This window comes from Mesorhizobium sp. CNPSo 4670, assembly GCF_057784235.1.
In genome coordinates this window covers 17,312-43,154 of the sequence record NZ_JBWJFQ010000031.1, presented here as the reverse complement: position 1 = coordinate 43,154, position 25,843 = coordinate 17,312, and the positions used below count along the sequence as shown (strand labels likewise).

Sequence of the window (25,843 nt, the reverse complement as noted above, 5' to 3'; positions counted from 1 at the left end):
CGGCGTGTGTAAGCGCTTGCGCCAATGTCCAACATGTCGCTCTCAATGGACAGTCCCGTTGCGATAGCGCTCAGCCATTTCGGACAGCGTCAAGGGGACGATGCCATGAGCGTGGCCCGCCGATCCGAAAGCCTCGAAGCGCTCGCGGCATAGCTTGGAAAGTGCTGCCATGGCGGGCTTCATGTATTTCCGCAGATCGAATTCGGAGGGATCCTCGCTCAGCACGCGTCTGACCTGCCCGGTCATCGCCATGCGGCAATCTGTGTCGATGTTGATCTTGCGAACCCCATGCCGGATGCCGCGCCGGATTTCCTCGAGCGGCACCCCCCAGGTGGGTTTGAGCTCCCCGCCGAACCTGTTGATGATCTCCTGCAGTTCGTCCGGCACGGAGGAGGAACCGTGCATCACAAGATGGGTATGGGGCAGCCTGGCATGGATGGCCTCGATCACGTGCATTGCAAGCACGTCGCTGTCGGGCTTGCGGGTGAATTTGTAGGCGCCGTGGCTGGTGCCCATCGCGATCGCCAAAGCGTCGACCTTGGTCTCCTTCACGAAGGCCGCAGCTTCATCCGGATCGGTCAGGAGCTGGTCGTGCGACAGTTGGCCTTCCGCGCCATGCCCGTCCTCGGCCTCGCCCACGCCGCTTTCCAACGAACCGAGCACGCCAAGCTCACCCTCTACCGACACACCGCCCCAGTGAGCGAAATCCGCAACACTCTTCGTCACGCCAACATTATAGTCCCAGTCGGCCGGTGTCTTGCCGTCCGCTCGCAGCGATCCGTCGATCATGACCGAGGTGAAGCCGGCCTGGATCGCTGTCATGCAGCTGGTTGGCTCATTGCCGTGATCGAGATGAACACAGACCGGGATGTTGGGGTAGATCTCCGTCACGGCGTCCATCATGTGCCTGAGCATGACGTCATTGACATAGGCGCGGGCACCGCGGCTGGCCTGCATGATAACGGGCGAGTCCGTCAGGTTGGCCGCCTCCATGATCGCAAGCGCCTGTTCCATATTGTTGATGTTGAATGCTGGTACGCCGTAGCCATGTTCGGCCGCGTGATCCAGCAATTGACGTAAGGTAATTCGCGCCATGGCTTTCCCCTTATACTTTCCGGACCAGACCTGAGATCAGTTCGACTTCGTTGACAGAGCCGAAGACCAGCGGCGTGCGGCAATGGTGGGACGCCGGCGGCTTGTCGAGTATGTCGATGCTGCCGTCGGTGGCGAGGCCTCCGGCGGCCCGCATCAAAAATGCGATCGGATTGGCCTCGTAGACGTGGCGCAAGCGGCCCTGCTCGTAGCCTGGACGGCCATCGGCGCCGTAGAGGAAGACGCCACCGCGCAAAACAATGCGATGGAGCTCTCCAACGGCGGCGCCCAGCCAGCGCATGTTGAAGTCGCGGTCCCGGGGACCCGAACTGCCCATCAGGCAGTCGTCCACATAGGAACGGGTCGACGGCACGAGATGGCGATGCAAGGACGCATTGTAGGCGAGATCCGCCGTGTCGGGCTTTATCCGGACACTTTCCCGGATGACGTAGAAACTTCCATCGTTGGGGTTGAGCGTCGCCAGGACGACCCCTTCCCCGACCGAAAAGCCAAGATCGACGGTGTTGCCATAGGACACGTAGCCGGCAGCGACCAATTCCCTTCCCGGCTTGAGGAACGGATCCTCGCCGACCTCGAATGGAACGATCGAAAAGAGCGTGCCAAGGGAGGCCCCAAGTCCGACATTGCCCGATCCGTCAAGCGGATCAATGGCGACGGCGAGGCCTGACGAACCAAAGACAGCCGGCACCTCTGCCTCCTCGGACAGCACCTGCGCCGCGCCGGCATCCCGCAGCAGGGCCAGGAACAAATGATGTGAGGCGACGTCGATCGCCTTCTGTTTGTCGCTGTCGGAATTGACGCCGACGATCTCGGCCGGATCGCCAGGAAGTTCACCGAGGGCGATCCTGGCCGACAAGGCCCGCGCGCCCGTCATCACGGCGTCGATTTGCTTTGTGATCGCGAGGCGGAGCGCGTCCGAGCCCGCCCAATCCTCCAGAAAATCCTCCACGGCTCGCAGTGCGCGAGCCGGTTGATCATTGGCAAGCCTGAGCACGTTCATGGCGTTGCTCCGAGCTTCTCGAGAGCGAGCGCGACGATCGCCTGGCTGGTGATGCCGAATTTCTCATAAAGCACATCGGCGGGCGCCGAGGCGCCGAAGCCGGTCATGCCGATGACGTCGTCCTCGCTGTCCACATAGCGGGTCCACCCGAATTTCGACAACGCCTCGACCGCGATGCGCGGCGCGTTGCCGAGCACGGCCTCCCTGTAGGCTTTCGGTTGCTTCTCGAAGAGATCCCAGGCGGGCATTGAGACGACCGCTGCATGAATGCCCCTCTCCTTCAGTTGCTCTGCCGCGGCAACGGCGAGCGAAACCTCGGTCCCGGTGCCGAGAATGGTCAGGTCACGAGTCGGACCGGACTCCTTAATGACATAGGCACCCTTTTGCGCCCGGTTGGCGGCGTCGCGCTCCAACCGGAGTTGAGGAACATTTTGACGCGAAAGCGCCAGAACCGATGGAGTGTTGCGGTCGCGCAGAGCGATGTCCCAACACTCCAGCGTCTCAACGGCATCGCAGGGTCGGAATACGTGCAGGTTCGGAACGGCCCGCAGGCTGGCCACGTGCTCGACCGGCTGATGTGTTGGACCGTCTTCGCCAAGCCCGATCGAGTCATGCGTCAACACATATATCGAGCGTACCCCCATCAGCGCCGACAGCCGGATTGCGTTGCGACAATAGTCTGAAAAGACCAGGAACGTGCCCCCATAAGGAATAAGTCCGCCGTGCACGGCGATGCCGTTCATGGCCGCGGCCATGGCGAATTCACGCACCCCATAGCTGACATAGCGCCCCGAGCTGGTCGGCGTGAAGTCGCTGTCGACGGCGGCAACGCGGGTAAGATTGGAATGGGTAAGGTCAGCTGAGCCGCCGATCATCTCAGGCAGGGCGGCGGCGAGGGTTTCCAGAGCGATCTGGCTTGCTTTTCGGGTTGCGACTTGTTGGGGATGGTCGAGGAGCTTGGTCCGGGCTACCTCAACCTGCCCACCATAGTGATCGGGAAGCACGCCGGAGACCCGGCGCAGGAATTCCGCTTTCTTGCCGGCGTCAATGGAATCGAGCCGCCCTTGCCAATCGGCACGTGCGCCAGCTCCCTTTGCGCCAATGGCGCGCCAGCGTTCGAGGATCTCCGGCGGTATCTGAAATGGCACGGCCTGCCAGGCATAGGCAGCCTTGGCCGCAGCCGCCTCGGCTGCCCCGAGTGGCGCGCCATGAGCCGAGCTTTTGCCGGCCTTGGTTGGCGAACCATAGCCGATGACGGTCTTCATCGCGATCAGCGACGGCCTGCCGGTATCTGCCTTAGCGCGAGTGATTGCCGCATCGATGGCGGCCGGATCATGGCCGTCGATGTTTTCGACATGCCAGCCATAGGCCGCGAAGCGGGCAGGAACGTCCTCGGTGAACGAAACGGCGGTGGAGCCGTCAATCGTAATTGCATTGTCGTCATAGAGCACGATCAGCTTGCCGAGCTTCAGGTGACCGGCCAGCGAGGCCGCCTCCTGTCCGACGCCTTCCATGAGGCAGCCGTCGCCACAGAACACGTAAGTGTGGTGATCGACCAGGTCCGCGCCAAACTCATCCGAAAGGCGTCTTTCGGCTATGGCCATGCCCACCGCTCCGGCTATGCCCTGCCCGAGCGGCCCAGTGGTGATCTCCACGCCAGCGGTATGACCGTATTCAGGATGGCCGGGGGTCTTGGAACCCCATTGGCGGAAATTGCGGATCTCCTCGATCGAGACGTCCTCCACACCGCTGAGATAAAGCGCGCTGTAGAGCAGCATGGACCCATGCCCGTTCGACAGAACGAAGCGATCGCGGTCGGCCCAGCGAGGCTGGCTGGCGTCGAATTTCAAATGCCTTGCAAACAGCACGGACGCGGCGTCAGCCATGCCCATCGGCATCCCGGGATGACCCGAATTGGCTGCCTCCACGGCATCGATGGAAAGAACGCGGATCGCGTTTGCTAGATCAGAAATCGATACCTTGGCTGGGATCATTCGGCACTCCTCTGTCGACGTGCGAGAGACCCCCAAAATATAACATATCTTATCACAATTCAACATTACTTTTCGTGATAAAGCTAACATTATCACATCCCGACAGGGCCCAAGCCCCGCGAACCCGCAAGGATCGGAGGGGATGGGCCTAATGCGAGATACCACACAATGTAATAGAAATCTTGGTTGATTTGATGTTATTTTGTGAGTTTCCTTGTAACATTTAACACATGGTGGGTACGAGCGGCCTTCCCGTCGCGAGACAGAAAATGGGAGGGATTGAGTGAAGATCGGAGCGGTGCGCGAGCGGCTTGCCGGCGGATCAGATCTCGATCGACGGCGAGGGGGTCGCCGCGGCCCTCAACGACGCGCAAAGTGTCATTATCGTCCCTGGTTATGGGATGGCGATCGCGCAAGCCCAGGGTGCAGTTTCCGAACTCACCCGCAAATTGCGTGCGGCAGGTAAGACCGTACGCTTCGCCATCCATCCCGTCGCGGGTCGACTGCCCGGCCACATGAACGTGCTCCTCGCCGAAGCCCGAGTCCCTTACGACATCGTCTTGGAAATGGACGAGATCAGCGAGGACTTTCCTGACACCGACGTCGTTATAGTCATCGGTTCGAACGACATCGTGAATGCGGCGGCCCAGGAAGACCCGAATTCACCGATCGCCGCAATGCCAGTCATCGAAGTCTGGAAGGCCCGGCAGGTCTTCGTATCGAAGCGTCGTCAGGGGACGGGCTATTCCGGGATTGAGAATCTGCTCTCCTTCAGGGAGAACACCCACATGTTCTATGGGGACGCGAAGAACTCGGTCACCCAGTTGATCCCCTTGCTCAGGTAGATGTGAAGGAAGCGAAATGGAAAAGGCCGGGGTCGTCGACACCCGGCCATTCCCTGCGCATCGTCTTGGGAGGACGATTGTGAACTGCGCAACTTTCATCACACTCTTGAAGGTTCTCCGTCAGCCAGACATATCTCGACGAGCATGAGCTCGCGATCTGTCGCGCGCGACGGATAGATCTTTGACAGCCGTTCCTCGTGCATGGGAATGATGCGGCGCTCGTCGTTGCCGACGATCCCAAGCATCTCCTCGGCGGTCTCGATCAGGCGCGTTTGACTGCCGTTGGCGAGGCCCGGCGGAACGAAACACGGATCATTCGAGTCGCCCCCGTTGAGGTTTTTATAGGTATAGACCACGTCGCCGGACAGGACGATCTTGTCGTCTCCCTCGCCGTTCTGCACCACCACATATTGCGAGCCCGCAGTGTGCGTGTCGAATGCGGGATAGAGGTGAATTCCCGGCAGCAGATTTTCTCTCTCGCCTTCCACCAATTCGAGACGACCCTCAATGTTTGCCTGGGTCAGGTAGAGGATGTCGGCAGGGTTCAATCCCGCCTGCAGGGAGCGGAAGCGGCGGCCCTTGGCGAGGATCCACATCCATGAGTCCAGCTCTTTCTTCTGGATGTAGATCTTGGCGTTGGGGAAGAATTTTAGGCCTCCGATGTGATCGAAATGTGCATGCGTCAGGATCACATGGGTGACGTCCTGTGGCCTCACGCCGCACTCGCCAAGGACGATGTCGGGACCTGTCCATCCGGTGACGCCAATCGAGTTGGCGATCTGCCCTCCGAAGTCGCCGGCGTCGTGTCCAACGTCGACCAGGACGACGGCGTTGCTGGTCTTGATAAGTATGTAGGCGAACGGCAGGTTCATCGTTCCCCGATTGTGCTCGCCGTAATAGACCCCGCTGACCGGGTGCACCGGGCTGCGCGAGTATTCAATCACCCAGATTGAATGTGCTCCCATGGTATTCCTCCCCATGACCAGATAGAGACCCTGCACAGCAGCTGCTTGTGTCAAAAGTCGTTGTGTCGAGTATTGCGGCCGAACGCTCGAGCTCGGTCACGGCGTTTGCAAGCAACCCCAAGAGCGGCGCGTCTTGGACGAGGACGCCGCGCTGCAGCAGCGTGTCCGCGTCAGCGAGCAGACGGTCTGCCTTTACCAGATGGGCGAACGCGTGCTGTTGGCCAGCGACCCCCGGCAAGACAGAGCGTGCTGCCGCGACCGACCGTTTGATTTCGGCTGCACGGTCGGCGAGTTCGCCGACCAAAAAGCGCATACCCTTCTCCTTCAATGCGAGATGCATGAACGAGTAAATCGCAAGAAGCTCTCCATAAGTTCTGACGAGCGCTTCGACGCCCTTGCGCGCTTCCGCTGACGCAACCGGCTCGACCACCGCGTCACATTGGAAAGCACGGCCGATGGTGGCGCGATTCATCGTCCGTCCTTCGGCAGCGGAGCCTTCGACGGAAGGAGGTTCGCAGCCTTCAAGGCGTCCCAGAACGCCGATGGTATCGTCTCGTTGATCGCCTTGATGTTCTGGTCCACTTCGGCGGCGCTCTTCGCTCCCATGACCATGGTGGCCACAGCCGGATGTGCGTAGACGAATTGCATCGCCGCCGCCGGCAGACTCACCGAATATTCCACGCAAACGCTCTCGATGGCCTTCACCTTCTCCACGACGGCGGCCGGGACCTTGCCGTAGTCATAAGTGGCTGTGGCTGCGCCAACGCCGGTCGCAAGGATTCCGGAATTGAAGATGCCCCCGGCGATCACCGATACGTTTCGCTCGAGCAACTCGTCAAAGGCGGCTTCGAGGGGCCCGTGGTTCAACAGCGTATAGCGCCCTGCGATCAGGGAGCAGTCTATCTGAAACTCGCGCGCAACACCGACGACCGAGTCCGTTTCGTTGACGCCCAAACCTATGGCCGAGACGGCGCCGCTCGACCGGAGCTCGTCGAGCGCCTTGTAACCGGAAGCGCGCAGCTGGTCCCAGTAGAATTCGCTTTGGTCACCGTGCCAGGCGCGGCCGACGTCATGGACAAGAAGGACATCGATGTAGTCGAGACCGAGCCGCTGCTGGCTGTCCTCGAACGCACGCATGACACCGTCATACGTGTAGTCGTAAGTGTCGAGGAACGGCAATGGATCGATCCAGTCGATGCCGTACACGGTCTCAAGTTTCTTCGTCATGCTGGCGGGCTTGAGGACGCGCCCGACCTTGGTGCTGACCACGACGTCTTGGCGCAGCTTGTTGGCCCGGAGCGCATGCCCAAGGTAGTGTTCGGACTTCCCAAAGCCGTACATCGGCGCGCAATCGAAGTAGCGGATTCCGGACGAATACCCTGCAAGGATCGTGGCTTCGAACTGGTCATATGAGACGTCGGCGTTGAAGCCGGAGAGCGGCACCGTGCCGAGCCCCAGCGAAGTCACCTGCACTTTGGTCTTTCCGAGTGGCCTGAGTTCGAGGTCGGTCATTGGTCATCCATTGCGTATGTCGTTGGAAGGCGCGCTACCGGTGGGCCGCCTGGAGGCCGTGGCGAGCAAGCACCGCCAATACGGCGCCACCCGTGAAGATTGATGTCGTGAATTGTTCCCACGAAACCTCCCAGCACGGCTCCTCCAAGTCGGCGATAGATAAGGTATAAGGTCATACCTTTAGACGCAAGTGATTTTTGGGCTGACCCCCGCATTTACCGCACGTGATTCTAGTCAGGTTAAGCGCGGCGCGGCGGCGCGTCTCAATCGGTCGTTTATGGCGCGGCCAAGGTCGACCATCGGTAGCGGCGCGAACCCGATCACCTCGCCTGCTTTTGCAAGAGCATCAGCCTCGGTCATGACTGCGTACAGGTTTCGAGCAGCCTCTTGCAGGTCGCCGCAAGCGGAGAGCGTCAAATGGCAACCCTCGCATGTCGGTCCGAAACCGACCCAAATCATGTTCGCCCTCGGCTGGTCGACTTCCATCCTGACGGCAGCGTGAGGAGCGTAGTGGCTTCTCAATTGCCCCGGCGCTGATATTTCACGCGGGTCGCTGTCCTCCCCCATCGAGCCAAGTAACTCTTCGAGCGACTCTTGCGGAACCGAACCCTGACGCAGGAGTGTAGGCGCTCCGACCAAGGACAGGATTGTGGACTCTAGCCCGTGGTCGCAGGTGTCATCTTCAATAATTCCCGCTATGCGGCTGTCGAGTTGGCGAACCACTTGCGCGAAACGCGTCGTGGATATCTTCCCGGAAAGGTTGGCTGACGGCGCGGCCACCGGGAATCCAACTGCTCGGATAAGGCGTTGGGCAACCTGTGAAGACGGAAACCGGATCGCTACGTTCGCCAGGCCCGCGGTCACCGCAGGGGCCAATCCGCAATCATCCTTCTTCGGCAGCAGTATCGTCAGGGGGCCTGGCCAAAACCGGGCAGCGACTAACTCGGCATTCTGGTTGAACTGGGCAATCCTGCAGGCCATATCCATGTCGGCAACGTGGACAATCAGCGGATTGTGCCGTGGGCGTCCCTTCGCCTCATAGATGTTTTCAATTCCGGCGGAATTGCTGGCGTCGGCTCCAAGCCCGTAAACTGTCTCCGTTGGAAAGGCCACAACTTCACCGTTGCGGAGCATTTCGGCCGCTATTTCTATGTCGTGGTCTTCGTTGCTGAAACGGCGGGTAATCCGCATTAATTCAGGCCCACGACCTGATGGGGCGCATAGGGGGCTTCGAGTTCCTTGATTTCCTCTGCAGTCAGCTTCACGTCAAGGGACGCGGCCGCATCCTTCAGGTGCGATAGTTTGGTCGCGCCGACAATCGGAGCAGTGACGCCCGTCTTCGAGTTGAGCCACGCCATAGCGACAAGCGACCGAGAGACGCTCTTTGCGGCGGCGATCTTGGCGACGACATCCACCACGCGCCGATCCGCCTCGTCGGCATGTCCGTAGAATCGTGCTGTCACGTTGTCGGTCTCAGACCTCAGGCTGCTTTCTTCCCACGGTCGGCTAAGACGTCCGCGCGCCAAGGGGCTGAAGGCTATTATGCCGACGCCTTCGCTCCTGCAGAGCGGCAGCATCTCGCGTTCCTCCTCACGGTAAAGGAGGTTCATTTGCGCCTGCATAGAGATGAAGCGCGACCATCCGGAGGCGTCCGATTTGTAGAGCGCGCGCGCGAACTGCCAAGCGTAGCAGTTGCTTGCGCCAATGTATCGTACCTTGCCGCTTCGCACGAGGTCGGTCAGCGCCTCCAACGTCTCCTCGATCGGAGTCGAGTTGTCCCAGAAATGGATCTGGTAGAGGTCAATGTAGTCGGTCCCAAGTCGCCTCAGGCTAGCCTCTGCCTCGGCAATGATCGCCTTGCGTGACAGGCCGACGGCATTGGCACCATTCCGCATCTTGCCGTAGACCTTGCTAGCGATGACGACCTCGTCGCGCGGCGCCATCTCTTTGAGAAGTCTTCCGACAATCTCCTCGCTGGTACCGTCAGAATAGACGTTGGCGGTATCGAAGCAGTTGATGCCAAGTTCGAGGGCTTGCCTGATGAAAGGCCTGCTATCCTCTTCAGACAACGTCCACGCATGGTTGCCGCGTTCCGCGACGCCGAAGCTCATGCAGCCCAGGACCAATTGCGAAATTTTCAGGCCAGACCGACCAAGTTGACGGTACTCCATGGCGTCATTTCCCTTCTGATATCGGTGATTTCGAGCCAAACTTGGCGAGCGCCTGCGCCAGCTCCGGATGAGACTTCGCGTGTTCCTGGAGCTCGATCCCTGCGACGGCAGCGTCCCATGCGGCGCGAACAGCCTTCACCCCGGCTGCAGGTCCGCCAGGATGGCTAACCACACCACCACCACACAGATAGAGGTGGTCGACTGTCTGTCCGGTCCGCCGATAGGTCTCGGGTGCCTGGCCGCCCCATTGGCCCGAGCAAACGACAGGCAACGGGCGGTCGGCGTCATGGAAGATCGGCTTCTGTAGGTCGTGGAAAGACTGAACGAAAGAGTCGTCCGGCTCCCAGTATTTCGCTGCGATGCCGTTGATCTGGAACTGGTCGACGCCCAACAGGCGCCAAAGCTGCTGATAAACCGAGAAGTCGAAACCGAGGCCCGGATGCCGGGTGATGAGGTCCCAACCGTTACGGTGGGCGTGCAGCACGAGCGATGAACGCCGGCGCAGGAACAGGAATGCGCCCATGCCGATTGAGTTGATGTTGATGACCGCGGCGTTACCGCCTTCGCGAACCACCATGTCATGCTTCCGCACCATCTCGTCGGGATCGACGTCGGAAATGCCGAAGGCGTACATGACCTTCTTCCCGGTTCGCTGCTCGTGGTCCCGAATGAGCGGCATGATGGCCTTCACGCGCGCTTCCAATGGGGAGTAAGGCGGCGACATCAGCTTCTCGTCGTCCTTGATGAAATCAACGCCGGATGTGATCAACTCGCCGACGACTTTCGCCGTTTCATCAGGGGTAAGACCCAGCGCAGGCTTGATGATGGTTCCTATAATCGGTCTGTCGTAAACCCCTGTAAGCCGCCGCGAGCCTTCGATCCCGAATTGGGGTCCGGGATAAATCCCGTCGAACTCGGACGGCAACTTAAGGCCGATGACCCTAAGTCCCGTGAACTCCTTGATCGACCAGACACCGCCGAGCGCCACCGTCGCCAGGGCCGACAGGTCGGTTCCGACAGCTTCGAGCGGATACGCAATCGTCACCTGCGCCCGATTGAAGGCCGCTCCCTTGGCGGGAAGAGAAGGGATTTCGGTGGTGTCCAGCTGCTCGAAAGCGACAATCCGCGCGGCCGCGCGGGCTTTGAGTTCAGCCGTCTCTCCCGGCAGGTCCACGAACGTTCCGGTGGACTGATCGCTTGCGATCTTGGCCGCCAATGTCTCGGGACTTCCAGCCGTTTCGACACGGTAGGTGACGAGGACATCCGAGGGTCTTGGCCGAGCCAACTCCACCGTCATCGGCTTTACGCCGCAGGCACTGGGGCGGCCGCGGGAATGAGACCCGACGATTTGAGGTCATCCCAAAATGCCGTTGGGATTGGCGTGGAAATCGCGGCGACGTTCGCCGCCACATGTTCCGGCGTCAAAGCCCCCTGGACGACCGCGGTCACTGCGGGATGCGCGTAGACGAATTGTGTCGCCGCGGTCGGAAGGGATACGCCGTGGCGTTCGCACACGGCCTCAAGTGCCTCGACCTTGCTAACAATCGCCTCGGGTGCGGGCTGGCAGTCGTAGGTCCGGGTCGTCGTCCTAGATTTGCTGCCCTCGGCCAGGATGCCTGAATTGTAAATGCCGGCGGCGATGATGCCGATACCTCGGCGCTGCATTTCCGGGTAGAAATGGTCGAGGGCGCCATGGTTCAGGAGGGTGTACCGCCCAGCGACCATCGAGCAGTCCAGATCGAACTCCTCGGCTACCTGCAGGACCGACGCCGTTTCGTTGACGCCGAGGCCGACGGCTTTGACAGACCCCGTGCGGCGCAGCTCGTCGCAAGCCTTGTAGCCGCTGGCCCTCAAGGCAGAGAGATGCGTGTCATATGACTCGCGATGCCATTCACCGCTCACGTCATGGAGATACAGGATGTCGATGTGGTCCATGCCCAGGCGTTGCTGGCTGTCTTCAAAGGCGCGCATGATGCCGTCGTACGAATAGTCGTGCTCGTCGACAAACGGCAGCGCCTTCACCCAATCGATGCCATAAAGACTTTCGGCGCGCTTGGCTCGGCTCTCAGGCTTGAGGATACGCCCCGCCTTGGTGCTGACCACCACCTTACCGACAAGATCGTTGTTGCGGAGCACATGGCCGAGCGAGTGCTCGGACTTACCGAGACCGTAGAGCGGCGCGGTGTCGAAGTAGCGGACCCCGAGTTCGTAGGCCTTGAGGACGACTGCTTCGAAAGTCTGAAAGCTCACGTCGACGTTGCAGCCACCGAGCGGTGAGGTCCCCAGCCCAAGGGAGGTCAGCGTCACCTCGGTCTTTTCGAGTTTTCTTTCTTGCATGGTGCTCAATCCTCGATTTCGGAGCAGATCGTGCGGACGGCCCAGGGGCCGTCCGCAGTCAAGCCTTCTGATTACATGTACTTCTCGACATTTGTGGAATCGAGGATCAGCCACGGCACGACGTAGTCCTTCTCTTTGCCGTCCTTCCATTCCATCAGAGAGCCCCAGATTTCTGCCTGCGGCTTGTAGCTGTCGCCCTTGATCGCATGCAGAGCGAGATCGACGGCACCCTGGCCCTCGGCACGCGCATACTTGTAGAGCGAGACCGCCAGTTCGCCCTTCTTCACCGCGCGCTTGGCGTCGGGGATGCCGTCGATCGACAAAACGGGTACGGTCTTGAGATCGATGCCGGCGCTCTTCATCGCCACGATCGCACCCAGCGCCATCTCGTCGTTTTCGGCAAGCACGCCGTTGATCTGGCCGGGATGAGCCAGCAGCCAGTTCTCCATAAGGGCCTGGCCTTCGGCACGGCTCCAGTTGCCGGTCTTGGCCTCGATAAGCTTCAAATTCGGGAACTTCGCGAGCCCGGCGTCGACACCAGCGCGGCGCTCGATCTGAGCGGACTGGCCGATCGGTCCTTCCATGAGAACGACGTTGCCGCCCTTCGGGAGCCGCTTGCCGAGTTCCTCGGCGATGATGCGGCCGCCCTCGGTGTCGTTGACGATGATGGACGCGGTGTAATTCGTTGACTTCGTCTTGAGCGCCGAGACAATCAGCGGGATTTTGGCCTGCGCTGCCTTGTCGATCGGCGGAGCCGACGCCTGGAGGTCGAACGGTGCCATGATGATGGCGTTGAACTGCTGGGTGATCGCGGTATCGATCTGGTTAGCCTGGGTCAGCGGGTCATATTTGCCGTCGAAAACCGTGATCTCGACCATGCCGGACTTGACGGCCGGGTGGTTCTGGATTTCCGTCGACCAAGCCTTCATGTATTCACCGGACTCGCCGAACGATAACGCAGCGATCCGAATTTTGTCCTCCGCCAACGCCATCCGTGTTCCGGCCAGCATGGCCACGCCGATTGCCATTCCCACGCCTGCCTTGAGCAGGTTCCTCCGAGACATCTGCATTTCAAACTCTCCTCTGGTTGAAGCCGCCCGAGCGCGTTGCTTGCGTGATCGGGCATTGTCGCCGACCTGTCGGCGGCAATTCCTGAAATTGCGTCATTTGCGGATTTGATCGGCGATGACCGCGACCACGATGATGGTGCCCTTGAGCACTTGCTGGTAGTAGGAAGACACCCCCATCAGGTCCATGCCGTTGTTGATGGTGCCGATAATCAGCGCTCCGATGAGCGTGCCGAGCAGCGAACCGCGGCCGCCGGCAAGGCTGGTCCCTCCAATGACGACAGCGGCGATCGCGTCGAGCTCGTAGCCCATGCCGGCCTGCGGCAGGGCTGCGGTTGTCCTGGCTGAGAGAACGATCCCAGCCAGGCCCGCCAGAAGCCCGGAGATGACGTAGGTCGAGCCGACCACGATCTTCGTCGAGACGCCGCTCGTACGTGCCGCCTTCTCGTTGCCACCGACTGCATAGACATAACGTCCGAAGGTCGTGTAGTTCAGGACGGTCCATCCAATCAGAAAGACGAGCAGCAGGACCAGGATCGGAACCGGCACGTACATGATTTGGCCGCCGCCGATCCATGTGAAGGCGTCCGATAGATTCGGAATCGGTCGGCCATCCGAGAAGATCAGGGTTAATCCGCGGGCGGCACTAAGCATGCCGAGGGTTACAACGAACGGCGGAACCTTGATCGCAGCGACGAGCACTCCGTTGACCAGCCCAAGGACGGCGCCGACGGCAAGCCCCGCCAGGATGCCCCAAAGCACGAAGTGCTCGTTCGTGTCGGTGACCAGGCTGGCGGCGATCATTCCGGCCAGCGCCATGACGGATCCCACCGACAGGTCTATGCCCTTGGTGAGGATCACGAAGGTGACGCCAATAGCCAGAATGCCATTAATGGACGACTGCCGGACAAGATTGAGCCAGTTCGGCCACGTCAGGAAATATTGGCTGGCGAATGAAAAGAACGCCACGATCAGGAAGAACACCAGGACGATGCTGAACTGCCTGATCAGTTCTCCTGCCCGCATGCTTCCGGGCTTCGCCGCAGCGATTGTATTCATTGCTCAAATCCTCCCTTTGAGGAACCAGCAGCCATCGGTCAGCTCGCCAGGTCCATGAGCGTCTGTTGTGTTGCGTCGGCACCGTCGATGATGTTGACGAGCTGCCCCTGTTTGAAGATTGCGATCCGGTCGCTGAGCTGGATGATCTCGGGGGCCTCCGAGGAGACCACCAGAACGCCATTGCCCTTTGCGGCGAAATCCCGCAGGAACGCGTAGATCTCCTGCTTCGAGCCTTCGTCGATGCCGCGCGTAGGCTCATCGCAGATCAAGAGCCGCGGGTCGGTCAGCAGGCAGCGTGCCAGAACGACTTTCTGTTGATTCCCACCAGACAAGGTCTCGACGGTGACGTCGGGCGACGCCGACTTGATGCGCTGTGAGTCGATCATGTCGCGCACGGCGCTTCGTTCCTTGTCGCCGCGGATGAAGCCGCTGACTGCCATCAGGGCGAGCGACGAGAGCGTGATATTGTGGGCGATCGACGCCGAGAGGACGAGGCCGCTGTCTTTGCGGTCCTCCGTGACCATGGCCATCCCGCGCCTGATCGCTTCCTTGGGGCGGCCGGGTCTCACCTTGTCGCCGTTGAATATGACCTCTCCGCTCGTGGGAGAGTGAAGTCCGAAAATCGTTTCTAAGAACTCGGTCCGTCCTGAGCCAAGCAATCCATAGATGCCCACCACCTCCCCCGACGCGACTTCCAGGGAGATGCCGCGGAAGTGTGATCCACGTGCCAAGTTCGACACCGAAAGGAGGATCGGTGCGTCTTCAAGGGGTTTACCCTTCTCCACCAGCTTCACTTCGCGACCAACGATCTGCGTCACGAGGTGGCGACGATCGATGTCCTTGATGTATCCCGTCTCGATGAACCGGCCGTCGCGGAAAACGGTGTATTCGTCCGCGATCTCGAAGATTTCGGTGAGCTTGTGGGAGACGTAGATGATTGCGGAACCGCGCGCGGTAATCTTGCGGAGCGCGTTGAACAGAACATGGACTTCATGTTCGCCGATTGCCGAAGTGGGCTCGTCCATGATGACGATGTGCGCGCGGTAGCTCAGGGCCTTCGCGATCTCGACGAGCTGAATCTGCGCGAGGCTCAGTTCCCCCATCTTTGCGCGCGCGTTGACTTCGAAACCCAGTTCGTCGAGGAATGCCTGGGCGTCCCGTCGCATTTGAGCGAAGTTCACGAAGACCCCAAGTCGCTTAGGTTCACGACCAAGATAAAGGTTCTCGGCGACCGTCATCTCCGGAACCGGAGAAAGCTCCTGCGTGATGATCGCGATGCCATGGCGCAGCGCGTCCGCCGCGCTCTTGAAGTCGACCGGTTCGCCGTCGATTTGCACCGTACCGCCGTCGCGGCGTAGCAGACCCATCGTTATGTTCAGAAACGTACTCTTGCCCGCACCGTTGCCGCCGCAGAGGGCGTGTACCGTGCCAGCTTTGAGTGTCAGTCTTCCGTCCACCAGCGCGGGTACACCGTTGAACGACTTCTGGACTCCTTCGGCCTGGAGAAGAATGCGAGCCGTCGGCATCTGCCCGCCTTCAAAGAGCTCCTGCTGTGCGTTCACCTCAACCATGATATGACGTCATACCTTTGAAAGACTACAAATACGCCACTGGCCGAGCGGCGCCATATCGGATCGTTTACTTACTGTCCAATCCCAGGATCGTCCGCGCCTCTGCAGGCGTGGCGGGCTCGCGTCCGACTCTTTGGGCGATCTCGACCGCACGGGATATGACATCCGCGTTCGTGGGCGTTCCAAGCTCGCGATACGGGTAGTCCCCGATGCCGATGGCCATGTGGCCACCCAGTCGGCAAATCGCTGGCGCTATGTCCAGCAGGTTTCCCCCCAGGCAGTTCACCGTCCATTCGATAGGCCTGTCGTCGGGCAGAAACGCAAGGTGCGCCAGCAATCCGGCCTCTGTCGCCGGATGCCCGGTGATGTAGCGTCCTCCGGTCAGATGGAGCAGGAAGTAGGCCGGCCCCGCGACCAGGCCTGCATTCATTAGGGCGATCGCCCGCCGCGTGAATCCGACCGACCACGTGACTAGCTTTGGCTTGACGCCAGTTTCTGCCAACCTCCGGGCATAATGGATCAGACTTTCAGTCGTGTTGAGATAGAGCCGGTCCGGGTTTTCGAACGCGGCCCGCTCCGGGTCCCAAAGCTCCAGGTTCGCCGATCCTGTATCGATCGGAGCAATGTCGGGCTTCGTTGCCGGATCCAGCGCCAGAGTGGCCACCGTATCAATACGCTTCTTGGCGTCCGAATCATTGGAGATGAAGCCAAGGGTTGGGAGGATGAGCAGATCGGTGGCCGATCTGACTTTGCGGATGATTTCGGCATTGGCTTCGACGGTGTTCGTCGCCCCCCCATCCGGAGTTCTCGCGTGATAATGCAGGATCGCCGCACCTGCCTTGCGGGCCGCGACCGCGGCTTCCGCGATCTCATCGGCGGTGTACGGGATGTTGGGGTTGGATGTACGCGGCGCGTACTCGTTGACCCGCGCTTCGAAAATGATCTTCTGATGCATTTCTCTTCCCTACGCCGCGACCGAACCGACGGTGCCCCTCAGGGCGCGCATGAAGAAGTCGTCGGCACCGATCTGTCCTCCCTTGAGCATGACTTCGAGGCCGTCGATTTCGGCGTCACCCGGCGCGTCAAGGCGGCAAACGTGGCAGTTCTGTACTTCGTCGAAAACCGCGATCTCAAGAGCTTCCGCACCGACCGTTCTGACGGCGTAGCTTGAGCTGTCCCCGCCGGAAAAGACGATCCGCGGCAGCGACACGGCGCGCCGCACCGTCCGGGCAATGTCGCAGTAGATCGCTCCAAGGCGCTCCGCTGGAACCTCGCCATCGACCACCCGGCCGGACTCTCCACGGGCGGTGTAGATGACGGTAGGGCGACCGCGGTGGAGAGCTTCAACAGCCTTCAAAGCTGCTTCGCGCGCAGCCGCGGCACCTTGCTCGCCTGAAGCGATCTTTGAGACGTCGAGATGAACCATCTTCCAGTCGGCAGCTTCCGCAGCAGCGATCTGGCGTCCAGTCTGAAGGGCGCAGCTGCCGGACAATACGAGCAGCTTCTCGACCCCGGGGATCTCGGTATTGACGGGCCTGGATCTGGACAGGAGTCCCAACCGAGCCCAGAGCGCGCCAAGCTGCTGGGCAAGGCCTTGAGCCGCAAGCGCGAAAATCGGCTGCGTCGAAGCCCTCGCCCACAACAAATCCGCGACCGCCGCCAGGTCGTCATTTTCGACGCCATCGAAAATAACTCCCGCTCCGCCCCGGAAAGACTCGAAGACCCATTCGTCCATCTTGGCGCGGTTGTGGATCATGGGCAGTGTGACGTTGACGAACTCCTTGTCCGTCTGCCCGGCCAGATGCATGCGAAGATCGGCCTCGTGCATCGGCGTTTTAGGATGGCGGCACATACTGGGATGACGGTCTAGCCGCTCAATCCTGTCTGCGAAGCGCGCGAAATGATTTCCGAAGCAGGTGTAGCGTCCGAAGTCGGGTGTGGCCGCGAGCACGGGGACGTCACGTTTTCCAAAGTGGATCGCGGCGCGGTCGAGCACGGCACCATAACTCCCGACCGTCGGCGACGAGTCGAAGGTCGAACAGATTTTGTATTGAATGAAGGCGTTGTTCAGCCGGGCTATGATCGAGAAGGCGCTGTCGAGTTCGGCGTCAAGCTCGACTCCCGACAGCGCCCGGGCGGTGCCGGCGAAACCGAGTACATCGTAACGTTGGGCATCAGCGGCAACCTTCTCCGTCGCGGGACGCGCCAAGTATAGCTTGCCCTTGACGCCGTTCCGATGGAACTGCGCCAGATTCTCTGACGAACCTGTGAAATCATCGCCGTAAAACACGGCTTTTAACTTCGCAGTTGAAGGCACGCTAATCTCCCACACTCCCGGTCGAGGAAACCTACCTCCTCACCCCGACCGAAGCTCCACTCTTGACAAGACTCATAGAAGGAGCCCATAACCCTGTCAAGATCATACCTCATACCTTATACCTTATTCTTCCAGGGAGGACTGCAAATGAGACTTTCGGACCGGACCGCAGTGGTGACTGGCGCAGGACGGGGGATCGGGCTCGCGGTAGCGGAAGCTTACGTTCGCGAAGGGGCGAATGTGGTCATCGTCGATCGTGATGTGAACGTGGCAGACGAGGCTGCGGCGCGCCTGGGCGAAAAGGCGTTGGCGGTTCGTGCCGACATTTCTGTCGACGAGGACGTCGCAGCTATCGTGGAGAAAACTATCGAACGGTTCGGCACCGTCGACATCCTGGTCAACAACGCGGGCGTTGGTGCAACCACGTTGTTCCTCGAAAGCACGAGAGAAGAATTCGAACGCGTCGTTCGCATCAACCTGACCGGGACATTCCTGGTAGCGCAGGCGTTTGCCCGGATCATGGCGGCGAAGGGATACGGAAGGATCATCAATATCGCCTCCCTGTCCGGTCAGAAGGGAGGCGTCGGGCGCTCGGCATATGGCGCATCGAAAGCCGGCGTCGAACTCCTCACCAAGGTGATGGCGGTCGAGCTTGCTGAATCCGGGATCAACGTCAACAACATTGCGCCCGGCCCCATCCTCACAGAGGTGTCAAAGGTCATGCACACGGTCGAAACCCGGGAGGCGTATCATCGGCTCGTCCCGCAGCGCCGCTACGGCGAGCCTTCAGAAATCGCGGACGCGGCAGTGTTCCTGGCGAGCGATGAGGCAGCCTACATCACCGGGCACACGCTCAATGTCGACGGCGGCTTCCTTGCTGCGGGGTTGATGTTCCCGTTCGATTCGAAGGCATCCACGCGGCTGGGACAAATCAGCGAAAATTCTGCATGCCCTGGCCGCCCGTAGTCGGGTGTTTGTCGCAAAAGGCGAAACGCGGTATGACCTCGTACCATCCTCAATTAGGACCGGAGCGACTAGGAATGCTGTCCGTTGATCCAAAGAAAATCCCCAGCAGATTGGATATTGCGCTCGACTACATCACAGGCGAGATCGCCAATGGAAACCTCAGTCCCGGCGACAAACTTCCGAACGAAAAGGAGCTGGCCCAGAAGCTTGGAATAAGCCGGACACCAATCAGGGAGGCGATCAAGACGCTCGCAGTATCGGGGATCGTGGATACCAGGCACGGATTCGGCAATTACATCCGCAAGGACGAAGGCCTCCCGGCAATGCCGCTGGCCATGTTCAAGCTTTACCTCCAGAGTTCGACCCCCGAAATGCTGATGGAACTGCGATACATTTTCGACCGCAACTGCTCGGAGCTCGCTTCGATGAGGCGCACGGACGTTGACCTCGCTGTCATGAGGGAGTGCATCGACCGCTTGAAGAGACTGTCGGACGACGAGAACTCGCCAATCGAGGAACTCCTCAAGGCCGACCTCGATTTCCATCGCGCCATCTACAAGGCAGCCGGCAACCCGCTGATCGTGGTGATCGCCGACTTCGTTCTGAAAATGGTCGCGCCGTGGGTACAGAAGTCTTTGGAGGTCAGTGGTAAGTGGCGCGCGGTCGGACTGCATGAGCGCATGTACGAAATGATCCGCGACAGGAAGACAGGCGACCTCAGCCGCGAAAGCGTCGAAGAGAACATGGAGCACTTCCGCACGTCGTTGCTGAAATGACGGCCTGAACTCGAGGTACTCAAACTACACACGCCGCATTCCGCGCGACCGCAGAGGCGTCGATCCCCGGCGCTACTTGAGACTCCCTGCGTAAGCGGGGTCCTCGCGGAATGGACGATAGTAGTGGCCCTAGCGTCTCCGCGAAACTACCTGGCGCTGGGCGCGCGCGCTGGTCGTTCGGCTTCGGTGGCTGCGAGATCGCATGAAAAGCCGCAGAACAGGCGACCGCCGAAACGGCGCCCATCACAGCGGTGGCGAATCACGCCGAAACAGCTCAGCTCCCGACTGCGTCGGGACCCGAATGGGATCAGAGATCACGGATCGGATAAGGCGCGTTCCACTGTGGCGTTGAGAATTATCTGTCTGGAATTAAGCGGGGCTGCCGACCTCTTGTGCGAAGTCGTTTCGGCGCTCGTGCAGAAGCTTGAGCGCGTCGCTGCCGCATGACATGCCGCGAAGCGTGGTCTCGATCCGCGGAAGACGAATGCTGCTGTCGCCGTTGGCAGCGGCAGCACAGTTCTGAAGCAGGTGGCAAAGCGTGCGGAGGGAGGTGTTCTGACCGTAGGTGGCGACTGCCTGAAAGGCATCGGCTCCCTCAACGTTATGTTCGGCCCCTACCCTCACGCAGTCCTCGCGCGTCGGCTGCCCGATCTCGAAACGCATGCCGGGTATCACGCCTCGTGCCGGCTAGCCATGCGCACCGCGACGGGAACGAACCGCAGCAGAACTGAAAAGAATCCGCCGAGAGGCGCGTGGCACTCACCCGATGAGGGTTACCAAACCTGTCGCTGATGGGTTACCAATTCGCGTAACGGATGGCCTTGGGTTACCAATCGAGATCGCAATTAGCTCAAAGAATACAGCGCCTTAGCGCCAGTTAGAAATTAACTGTCGTCGGGGCATATTGGTAACCCTGTTAGCCCAGGGATTGGTAACCTAATCGGGCGAAAGCGGTGGGATATGAGCCATTTAGCGGTCCGGGTGACGATAAATAATTCTGGACGCCGACGACAGATAATTCTCAACGCCATATCAGTTTGCCAATTATGCGACTTTGGAAGTACAAAACGCGAACATTGAGAGGCCATCGTGTGTTTTTGATTTCAATAGGCCTGCCCCATTCCGCAGTTCCGGTGATCATTGGCAATGGCTGGAACAGGGCCGATAGCCGTCGGCCCGCTATCGGAGCGAGTTTAGCGAATTGCTGCCATTCGGCACCGGCTCTAAGCAGCCATCAACTCAACCTGACATCGATGAATCACATGGCTATGCCGCCTACTTACCTCTCCCGCATCCACCATGGCGACAGCGTTTATGGTCGGCAGGGATGGGCCGCGAGGGCAGAGCCCTAAGCCTCGCAGTTGCTAAAGACCGCCGGTCAACCATGCCCAGAAGCCTCTAGATTTGGTTTTCGCGACCTCGGCCTTGGGCGAAACGAGCGGTTCGACATGGCCATCGAAGTGACCTTCGCGCGCTGCCTTGTCGCGGATCCGGCCCCACGCAATCTCGTCCTCCGACATGTCGCCTGCCCAGACCACCGTACCCATACGGATGAAATAGTGGGACCGGCAGGCGAATGACCAGTTCCCGACGGACGGCGAGAGACTGACGCTCTCGCCGTCAAAGGTGAGTTGCCAGCCTACCGGACTAATCGGTGTCACCACCTTGGTGCCACAACCGCAGAAGCAATCATGGACTGCGGTTGCATACGGGATCGAAACATAGAGGACACCGGCCTCGCGGACCCTCGGGACGAACTCCACGAACTCGTGTCGGATCTTGAAGGGTCTCTTCATTCGCTGTCCTCGTTGATCGTCTCGGCGCCCGCGAGCACGAAGATGCTGAAATGTTCGTGGCTGTCGTCATCGTAGAAACCGAAAAGCTTCTTGAACTTGATGACTGCGAACGCAGCATTCAGAGCGTTCAATTCCACCACCTGAATGTTTTTGTCATACTCGTTGACCTCTTCGGCCGTGGTGAACGCGATGCGTTTCCCGATGTGGACGTGCTCGCGCTTGGTCGGAGTACTGGTCGTTGTACGTATCTGGCCCCGCAGACTCTCGTTGTGCACGGTCAGGCCCATGCCGACATCCACGAACGGGATATTCATCGCCTCCAGTTTTTCGACGATCGGCCGCTTCCCGGCCCCCTCCATGCACAGGAACACGAAGTCAAGGCCTTCCAGCAAGTGAAGGTTCTCTGGGGTGACCTTGATCTTATGTGGGACGATGCCGCGGCGCATCTTGCTGTAGGTACGCGCGTGAAACTCGACCTTGGAGAGCTCCTCGTCCAGTTCTTCGCCTGAAGGCGCGCCCGGCGCCCGAAAGGCGTTGTGCTGAATGAACCCGTCGTTGTCGAAGAGATGGATTTCGCGCACGTGCGTCTTGGCAAGATAATCCAGGACGTAGGAACCCGTGCCGCCCAGGCCGACGATGCCGACCTTCAGCGGCTTGAGCTTTAGGGCGATTGCCACGATGTCGGCGCGACTACTGGCCGTGTCCTCGTAAAGAAACACGCTGTCGTCCTCGTCGGGCGCGTAAGGCTTGAAGGATTGCGCCGTTACACCCGGCTCGATCACCTGTGCCGGGCCCGAGATTTTCGCCACGTAGTGCGCCATCTTGTGATGGAAATCGTCGTAGCGGTCAGCGGGCTTGGGCTTACAGGAAAAGTTCCAGCGCACCGGCATCCCGTCGATCTTCAGGCCGTCACCCAAGTCGCTGTCGCCAAGCCCCTGGATCTTGCTGCCGTCCTCGTTGCAAGGGAGATCGCCGGACCACTTGGTCTGGTGATCCTTGGGCGGCTTCGCAACGTCGTTGGTCACCTCCAATGGGGCGAACAAGACGCCGCGCTTTACCTGCCGGTCGCTGTCAACATAGGGCACGTCACGGATCACGAGATATCCCGTGATCACGTCGACGTTGTAGCCCTCGTCGCGAAGCCGCTTCAGCGGCGGGCTACGATCGATCGGTCGCCGTGACATCGAACTTCATCCTGTTTCTGATCTTCACGGAGTGGCCGGCCGTCAGCGTACCTTTGGGATTCGCCGGAGGGCCGTCACGATAGGTCACCGTGAATTCGATGCACGTGCCAGTCGGCGGGGTGGGGAACGCGATCTTCACCAGTTCCTCGAATGAGAGACGGGTTTCCGTGGTTTCGTACGGCTCGCCGTTGACGCCAACGGTGACAGCCTTCTGGCTGTAAAAGTGATCGTCCTTCCTCAGGTCGATCACGGTGTCGTCGCGCGGTACGGGTTCGTCCTCGTGATCGCCGCGGATTTCACGGAACAACTCACGGTGGTTCGGGATCTGGGCCAGCGCGTAAAGCGCTTTGCCCGTCGTGGGGTCGGGCGACTCGAAAATCTCCCGGTCGACATGGATACGCACCAGGTGCGCAGCGACATTGACTGACATTTTTACTACTTTCTCCGCTTTCGCGGTGCTTGCGTTTCGCTCTGCCGGATGGCATCTTGCTGTCCGGCCAGACAACACCTAGGCTCTGAAAAACGCCCTGTTCGGCGCGAGACCAATCCAGAGCGCGTGTTGTCTGTCTGGACAACAGATTGGGAGATATTGTGTCGAATGTCAAGGAGGGCGGATGCCGGAGTCTGCGTTAGGAATTTGGCTGAAGGGGCTTCGCGGCGATCTTAGCCTGCGAGAGTTGGCTCAGCGGAGCGAAGTCGACCACGCCTACATCTACCGCCTCGAGACGGGTGCGAAGGAAGCGCCGTCCGACGAGGTGGTGAACAAGCTGCTCGGCGCCCTGGCGCCCTCCGAGCGGGAAGTCAAAATCCTGCGGTTTCTATCAAGTCACCCCAATGTCGACCCCGATCTTGCCGAGTTCGCGAGGGCCGATGATCAAGTTTCATTCGAGGAGTTCCACATGCTTACCACCGTCGTGAACCGTGGCGCCCGCCCCGACTACGCGACCTCCCTTGCCCGCATCCGCCGGTTCATGAGCGAGGACGAAGATGGATGAACTCTCCGTGGCGATGAAGGCGCGCGACTTCATCGCCAAGTGCGGTCCATTGGCGCTTCCGGTTTCAGTAAATGCCTACGCGGCGCAAGTCGGAGGTACCGTGAAGCAGGAAGTGCTTCAGGAACATGAGGACGCATGGTCGGTGCGGTTGTCGAACGGCAAGTACCGCATTTGCGTGAACTGCGCCCACAACAGCCGTCGGCAGCGTTTTAGCATCTGTCACGAAGTGGCTCACGAAGCCCTCGGCATAGCGGCGGATCATACGTCGCCGAGTTGGAGTTTCACGCGTAGGCCGGCCGGCGAGATTGCCTGCGACGTGTTCGCAGCCGAGTTATTGCTTCCCTTCAAGCTGTTCAAGCCGAGAGTCGATGCGGCTAACATGAATTTCGCCGCGGTCAGCGACCTGGCCGACGAATTCGACGCTTCCTTGATGTCGACGGGCTCACGTTTCGCCACCTTCTCGCGCGAACTGTGCGCCTTCGTGCTCTCCGAGGGCGGCAAGGTTCGCTACTGCTCGCGTTCCACATCCCTGCGAGGCGCCAAGGCTTGGGTGCGCCTTGGAATGGATTTGCCAAGCGACTCTTACAGCGCCCGGGTGCGGGCGGGGGCAGCGGCGTTAGGCCCCGAGGAAGCCGAGCCGGATCAGTGGTTCGAGGGCTGGGAGCGTGAAGGTTCTCTCTACGAAGACGTCCGCCACCTCGCCGCCTGGGATCAGACCTTGACGCTGCTCTGGTTCGACGATGAAGATCTCCCGCCCCCGCCGGCTGAACGGAAGCGATGGGTGGAGGAGACCTACGGCCTCCGCGAGCTTGACGGCGAGCTGCCTTGGCCCGGCAGGTCGAAACGTAGGAAATAGTGCCTCCAGCACCCCTTAGAAATCACAATACAAATGCGGGCGACCGGTAACGGCCAGCAATAAAACAAGCAGTTACCCTTTAAGGGCGGTTACCCGGCCTCACTCACAAGCGAGCGCGGTTCGGCGGGAGGTGCCTGACAGAAAGCTCGGAAAATTTCCAGGACCGATGCGTCGAGTAGATCCCAATTTACACAAGACGCGGATAGAGATCACGAACCGCAATAAACGCGTGCCCTGTCTCAGCGGCGTGCCGCTTCTTGAAATCAATCACTTCCTCCAGGCTTAGGGCGTGCTCCAGAATCAAGTACAAATCATAACCGTCCATACAAACAATAGATGTCGGCTTGCCCTGCCTAAAAGCAAACAGCCCATCGTCGGTAAAGCCGGATTGGCTGATAAACAGCCCTCGGCCCCATGCGGACTTCGTCTCGACCTTGCTAGCGAAGTTGTAGAGATCCCTGATCGCCGCCTCCTTGGCCTGCCATTTCGCTTCTAGGAGAAAGGTATCGTGACGATGGACGAAGCTGCCGTCGATCTGTTCGCCTCTATTACGGAACGGCTTGCGAGGAGCCATGCCATGCACGTCGAATATTCGGTTCAAGAAGGCCTCGAAACGGAATCCCCTGCTCTGAGGATTTGCGTCGTCGGCAGTCAGACTCATCAACTCCGCCTTCAGCACTGCGCAAGTCGCGCGATCAACGCCCTTCGGCTGCGGAACGGGAGGTGTTGAGGCGGGAGGGGGCTGCTTCGACGTCGCCGCTTTACTCGGCAGTCGGTCAAGGAAGGAGGATTCATTGAGAGACCGAATACGCAGCTTTAAATCAAGAAGCAGATCGTTTAACCGAATGATCTCCTCGCGGCAGATCGGCTCCTTGTCCCCCCGACTGCGGTATACGAGGCCGAGGTCAACGATTTGCTTCACGACAGCTAGCAACTTGTTCGGGCCTTCCTCATATGCAGCCTTAAACATACGCGCGACCGAACCCTTCTTGCCTCCCTCATAATGCCAATGCTGCTGTACCCGTGCGTTTCGGGCTGCTATGGGGAATGAAGTTGTATTGTTAAAGCTCGCGGGCAGGAAGTCAGTAACCACTTTAGCCATTTCGGTCAGAGTATGGCTCTGCTGCATTGTCACTGGCATTGGAATCTTCACCTGTAGACTGCTATTGTTTTCTGAGTTTGACTGACCTGCCGAAGTGGTTCCCTCGGAAGCTTCGATCCCAGCGCAAACTAATGGGCATATCTCTTACGCTAGACTGTCCTGCAGAATTCTAAACTGGCACCGACATTTCGAAAGGCCGCTGAGTTGAATGACAAGA

24 protein-coding genes and 1 pseudogene are annotated in these 25,843 nt (G+C 59.9%); 5 read left to right on the top strand and 20 right to left on the bottom strand.

The features are described 5' to 3' along the window. Window positions 1-42: 42 nt before the first annotated feature. Genes fba through tkt form a run of 3 tightly spaced genes read right to left on the bottom strand, consistent with a single transcriptional unit; the run spans window position 43 to window position 4,107 of the window. Entirely contained in the window at window positions 43-1,095 is a 1,053-nt protein-coding gene (gene fba / locus AC0ZT5_RS32830) for a class II fructose-bisphosphate aldolase (RefSeq protein ID WP_488499810.1), read from the bottom strand. 10 nt (window positions 1,096-1,105) lie between these two features. Next, on the bottom strand, window positions 1,106-2,113 hold the full coding sequence (locus AC0ZT5_RS32825) for a class 1 fructose-bisphosphatase (protein WP_488499809.1): 1,008 nt from the start codon (window positions 2,111-2,113) through the stop codon (window positions 1,106-1,108). After that, window positions 2,110-4,107, bottom strand: a complete 1,998-nt coding sequence (gene tkt, locus AC0ZT5_RS32820) for a transketolase (RefSeq protein WP_488499808.1) — start codon at window positions 4,105-4,107, stop codon at window positions 2,110-2,112. The genes AC0ZT5_RS32825 and tkt overlap by 4 nt, the downstream gene beginning before the upstream one ends. A 323-nt stretch (window positions 4,108-4,430) precedes the next feature. Here tkt and AC0ZT5_RS32815 point away from each other — a divergent pair. Further along, window positions 4,431-4,952: pseudogene (locus AC0ZT5_RS32815) on the top strand (NAD(P)(+) transhydrogenase (Re/Si-specific) subunit beta); the annotation flags it as partial. Between the two features lie 98 nt (window positions 4,953-5,050). Here the strand turns inward: AC0ZT5_RS32815 and AC0ZT5_RS32810 are convergent. The 12 genes from AC0ZT5_RS32810 to AC0ZT5_RS32755 all read right to left on the bottom strand — a co-directional run bounded on the left by AC0ZT5_RS32810 (window position 5,051) and on the right by AC0ZT5_RS32755 (window position 17,951). After that, window positions 5,051-5,953, bottom strand: coding sequence for an N-acyl homoserine lactonase family protein (locus AC0ZT5_RS32810; protein ID WP_488499807.1), 903 nt, complete (start codon window positions 5,951-5,953; stop codon window positions 5,051-5,053). Further along, window positions 5,889-6,389 (bottom strand): hypothetical protein, encoded by a 501-nt coding sequence (locus tag AC0ZT5_RS32805; protein ID WP_488499806.1) that lies wholly within the window; start codon window positions 6,387-6,389, stop codon window positions 5,889-5,891. The genes AC0ZT5_RS32810 and AC0ZT5_RS32805 overlap by 65 nt, the downstream gene beginning before the upstream one ends. Beyond that, window positions 6,386-7,429: an aldo/keto reductase gene (locus tag AC0ZT5_RS32800; RefSeq protein WP_488499805.1), complete on the bottom strand. Its 1,044-nt coding sequence runs from the start codon at window positions 7,427-7,429 to the stop codon at window positions 6,386-6,388. The genes AC0ZT5_RS32805 and AC0ZT5_RS32800 overlap by 4 nt, the downstream gene beginning before the upstream one ends. A 234-nt stretch (window positions 7,430-7,663) precedes the next feature. Continuing rightward, on the bottom strand, window positions 7,664-8,620 hold the full coding sequence (locus AC0ZT5_RS32795; RefSeq protein WP_488499804.1) for an L-threonylcarbamoyladenylate synthase: 957 nt from the start codon (window positions 8,618-8,620) through the stop codon (window positions 7,664-7,666). Beyond that, window positions 8,620-9,600, bottom strand: coding sequence for an aldo/keto reductase (locus AC0ZT5_RS32790; RefSeq protein ID WP_488499837.1), 981 nt, complete (start codon window positions 9,598-9,600; stop codon window positions 8,620-8,622). The genes AC0ZT5_RS32795 and AC0ZT5_RS32790 overlap by 1 nt, the downstream gene beginning before the upstream one ends. Window positions 9,601-9,604: 4 nt before the next feature. Beyond that, a complete protein-coding gene (gene oiaX, locus AC0ZT5_RS32785) occupies window positions 9,605-10,897 on the bottom strand; it encodes a 3-oxo-isoapionate-4-phosphate decarboxylase OiaX (protein WP_488499803.1) in 1,293 nt (430 codons plus the stop codon). Between the two features lie 5 nt (window positions 10,898-10,902). Further along, entirely contained in the window at window positions 10,903-11,937 is a 1,035-nt protein-coding gene (locus AC0ZT5_RS32780; RefSeq protein ID WP_488499802.1) for an aldo/keto reductase, read from the bottom strand. A gap of 71 nt (window positions 11,938-12,008) precedes the next feature. Further along, window positions 12,009-13,007: a substrate-binding domain-containing protein gene (locus AC0ZT5_RS32775; protein WP_488499801.1), complete on the bottom strand. Its 999-nt coding sequence runs from the start codon at window positions 13,005-13,007 to the stop codon at window positions 12,009-12,011. A 93-nt stretch (window positions 13,008-13,100) separates the two neighbouring features. After that, window positions 13,101-14,063, bottom strand: coding sequence for an ABC transporter permease (locus AC0ZT5_RS32770; protein WP_488480671.1), 963 nt, complete (start codon window positions 14,061-14,063; stop codon window positions 13,101-13,103). A gap of 38 nt (window positions 14,064-14,101) precedes the next feature. Further along, window positions 14,102-15,634 carry a sugar ABC transporter ATP-binding protein gene (locus AC0ZT5_RS32765; RefSeq protein WP_488499800.1) on the bottom strand — a complete coding sequence of 511 codons (1,533 nt, stop codon included), beginning with the start codon at window positions 15,632-15,634 and terminating at the stop codon, window positions 14,102-14,104. A gap of 67 nt (window positions 15,635-15,701) precedes the next feature. After that, window positions 15,702-16,589 (bottom strand): beta-keto acid cleavage family enzyme, encoded by an 888-nt coding sequence (locus tag AC0ZT5_RS32760; RefSeq protein WP_488499799.1) that lies wholly within the window; start codon window positions 16,587-16,589, stop codon window positions 15,702-15,704. A 9-nt stretch (window positions 16,590-16,598) separates the two neighbouring features. Next, the gene (locus AC0ZT5_RS32755; protein WP_488499798.1) at window positions 16,599-17,951 is read right to left on the bottom strand and encodes a four-carbon acid sugar kinase family protein; all 1,353 of its coding nucleotides are present in this window, start codon (window positions 17,949-17,951) and stop codon (window positions 16,599-16,601) included. Window positions 17,952-18,098: 147 nt separating this feature from the next. Between AC0ZT5_RS32755 and AC0ZT5_RS32750 the strand changes: the two genes are divergently transcribed. Together AC0ZT5_RS32750 and AC0ZT5_RS32745 are read left to right on the top strand one after the other, a co-directional pair. Further along, on the top strand, window positions 18,099-18,917 hold the full coding sequence (locus AC0ZT5_RS32750; RefSeq protein ID WP_488480675.1) for an SDR family NAD(P)-dependent oxidoreductase: 819 nt from the start codon (window positions 18,099-18,101) through the stop codon (window positions 18,915-18,917). 32 nt (window positions 18,918-18,949) lie between these two features. Further along, window positions 18,950-19,693 (top strand): FadR/GntR family transcriptional regulator, encoded by a 744-nt coding sequence (locus AC0ZT5_RS32745; RefSeq protein WP_488499797.1) that lies wholly within the window; start codon window positions 18,950-18,952, stop codon window positions 19,691-19,693. Between the two features lie 369 nt (window positions 19,694-20,062). Here the strand turns inward: AC0ZT5_RS32745 and AC0ZT5_RS32740 are convergent, their stop codons facing one another. From AC0ZT5_RS32740 to AC0ZT5_RS32725, 4 genes are all read right to left on the bottom strand, one after another. After that, window positions 20,063-20,356 carry a hypothetical protein gene (locus AC0ZT5_RS32740; protein ID WP_488499796.1) on the bottom strand — a complete coding sequence of 98 codons (294 nt, stop codon included), beginning with the start codon at window positions 20,354-20,356 and terminating at the stop codon, window positions 20,063-20,065. 701 nt (window positions 20,357-21,057) lie between these two features. Next, window positions 21,058-21,489 (bottom strand): ubiquitination-like system serine protease family protein, encoded by a 432-nt coding sequence (locus tag AC0ZT5_RS32735; RefSeq protein ID WP_488499795.1) that lies wholly within the window; start codon window positions 21,487-21,489, stop codon window positions 21,058-21,060. Then, window positions 21,486-22,673 carry a ThiF family adenylyltransferase gene (locus AC0ZT5_RS32730; RefSeq protein WP_488499794.1) on the bottom strand — a complete coding sequence of 396 codons (1,188 nt, stop codon included), beginning with the start codon at window positions 22,671-22,673 and terminating at the stop codon, window positions 21,486-21,488. Before AC0ZT5_RS32730 ends, AC0ZT5_RS32735 begins: the two co-directional genes overlap by 4 nt. Next, window positions 22,648-23,103 (bottom strand): multiubiquitin domain-containing protein, encoded by a 456-nt coding sequence (locus tag AC0ZT5_RS32725; RefSeq protein ID WP_488499793.1) that lies wholly within the window; start codon window positions 23,101-23,103, stop codon window positions 22,648-22,650. Before AC0ZT5_RS32725 ends, AC0ZT5_RS32730 begins: the two co-directional genes overlap by 26 nt. A 184-nt stretch (window positions 23,104-23,287) precedes the next feature. Between AC0ZT5_RS32725 and AC0ZT5_RS32720 the strand changes: the two genes are divergently transcribed. Both AC0ZT5_RS32720 and AC0ZT5_RS32715 read left to right on the top strand, forming a co-directional pair. After that, the gene (locus AC0ZT5_RS32720) at window positions 23,288-23,668 is read left to right on the top strand and encodes a helix-turn-helix domain-containing protein (RefSeq protein ID WP_023763549.1); all 381 of its coding nucleotides are present in this window, start codon (window positions 23,288-23,290) and stop codon (window positions 23,666-23,668) included. Further along, window positions 23,661-24,524 (top strand): ImmA/IrrE family metallo-endopeptidase, encoded by an 864-nt coding sequence (locus tag AC0ZT5_RS32715; protein ID WP_488499792.1) that lies wholly within the window; start codon window positions 23,661-23,663, stop codon window positions 24,522-24,524. The genes AC0ZT5_RS32720 and AC0ZT5_RS32715 overlap by 8 nt, the downstream gene beginning before the upstream one ends. A gap of 187 nt (window positions 24,525-24,711) precedes the next feature. Here the strand turns inward: AC0ZT5_RS32715 and AC0ZT5_RS32710 are convergent, their stop codons facing one another. Then, window positions 24,712-25,665, bottom strand: a complete 954-nt coding sequence (locus AC0ZT5_RS32710) for a hypothetical protein (protein WP_488499791.1) — start codon at window positions 25,663-25,665, stop codon at window positions 24,712-24,714. Window positions 25,666-25,843: the final 178 nt, after the last annotated feature.

Bases quoted from the DNA above. Each gene is read 5' to 3' on its own strand.
- AC0ZT5_RS32765 (WP_488499800.1), bottom strand. From the start codon at position 15,634: ATGGTTGAGGTGAACGCACAGCAGGAGCTCTTTGAAGGCGGGCAGATG.
- AC0ZT5_RS32715 (WP_488499792.1), top strand. From the start codon at position 23,661: ATGGATGAACTCTCCGTGGCGATGAAGGCGCGCGACTTCATCGCCAAG.
- AC0ZT5_RS32825 (WP_488499809.1), bottom strand. From the start codon at position 2,113: ATGAACGTGCTCAGGCTTGCCAATGATCAACCGGCTCGCGCACTGCGA.
- AC0ZT5_RS32800 (WP_488499805.1), bottom strand. From the start codon at position 7,429: ATGACCGACCTCGAACTCAGGCCACTCGGAAAGACCAAAGTGCAGGTG.
- AC0ZT5_RS32750 (WP_488480675.1), top strand. From the start codon at position 18,099: ATGAGACTTTCGGACCGGACCGCAGTGGTGACTGGCGCAGGACGGGGG.
- fba (WP_488499810.1), bottom strand. From the start codon at position 1,095: ATGGCGCGAATTACCTTACGTCAATTGCTGGATCACGCGGCCGAACAT.
- tkt (WP_488499808.1), bottom strand. From the start codon at position 4,107: ATGATCCCAGCCAAGGTATCGATTTCTGATCTAGCAAACGCGATCCGC.
- AC0ZT5_RS32780 (WP_488499802.1), bottom strand. From the start codon at position 11,937: ATGCAAGAAAGAAAACTCGAAAAGACCGAGGTGACGCTGACCTCCCTT.
- AC0ZT5_RS32740 (WP_488499796.1), bottom strand. From the start codon at position 20,356: ATGCGTTTCGAGATCGGGCAGCCGACGCGCGAGGACTGCGTGAGGGTA.
- AC0ZT5_RS32760 (WP_488499799.1), bottom strand. From the start codon at position 16,589: ATGCATCAGAAGATCATTTTCGAAGCGCGGGTCAACGAGTACGCGCCG.
- AC0ZT5_RS32795 (WP_488499804.1), bottom strand. From the start codon at position 8,620: ATGCGGATTACCCGCCGTTTCAGCAACGAAGACCACGACATAGAAATA.
- AC0ZT5_RS32790 (WP_488499837.1), bottom strand. From the start codon at position 9,600: ATGGAGTACCGTCAACTTGGTCGGTCTGGCCTGAAAATTTCGCAATTG.
- AC0ZT5_RS32725 (WP_488499793.1), bottom strand. From the start codon at position 23,103: ATGTCAGTCAATGTCGCTGCGCACCTGGTGCGTATCCATGTCGACCGG.
- AC0ZT5_RS32745 (WP_488499797.1), top strand. From the start codon at position 18,950: ATGACCTCGTACCATCCTCAATTAGGACCGGAGCGACTAGGAATGCTG.
- AC0ZT5_RS32805 (WP_488499806.1), bottom strand. From the start codon at position 6,389: ATGAATCGCGCCACCATCGGCCGTGCTTTCCAATGTGACGCGGTGGTC.
- AC0ZT5_RS32710 (WP_488499791.1), bottom strand. From the start codon at position 25,665: ATGCCAGTGACAATGCAGCAGAGCCATACTCTGACCGAAATGGCTAAA.
- AC0ZT5_RS32720 (WP_023763549.1), top strand. From the start codon at position 23,288: ATGCCGGAGTCTGCGTTAGGAATTTGGCTGAAGGGGCTTCGCGGCGAT.
- AC0ZT5_RS32730 (WP_488499794.1), bottom strand. From the start codon at position 22,673: ATGTCACGGCGACCGATCGATCGTAGCCCGCCGCTGAAGCGGCTTCGC.
- AC0ZT5_RS32775 (WP_488499801.1), bottom strand. From the start codon at position 13,007: ATGCAGATGTCTCGGAGGAACCTGCTCAAGGCAGGCGTGGGAATGGCA.
- AC0ZT5_RS32770 (WP_488480671.1), bottom strand. From the start codon at position 14,063: ATGAATACAATCGCTGCGGCGAAGCCCGGAAGCATGCGGGCAGGAGAA.
- oiaX (WP_488499803.1), bottom strand. From the start codon at position 10,897: ATGACGGTGGAGTTGGCTCGGCCAAGACCCTCGGATGTCCTCGTCACC.
- AC0ZT5_RS32735 (WP_488499795.1), bottom strand. From the start codon at position 21,489: ATGAAGAGACCCTTCAAGATCCGACACGAGTTCGTGGAGTTCGTCCCG.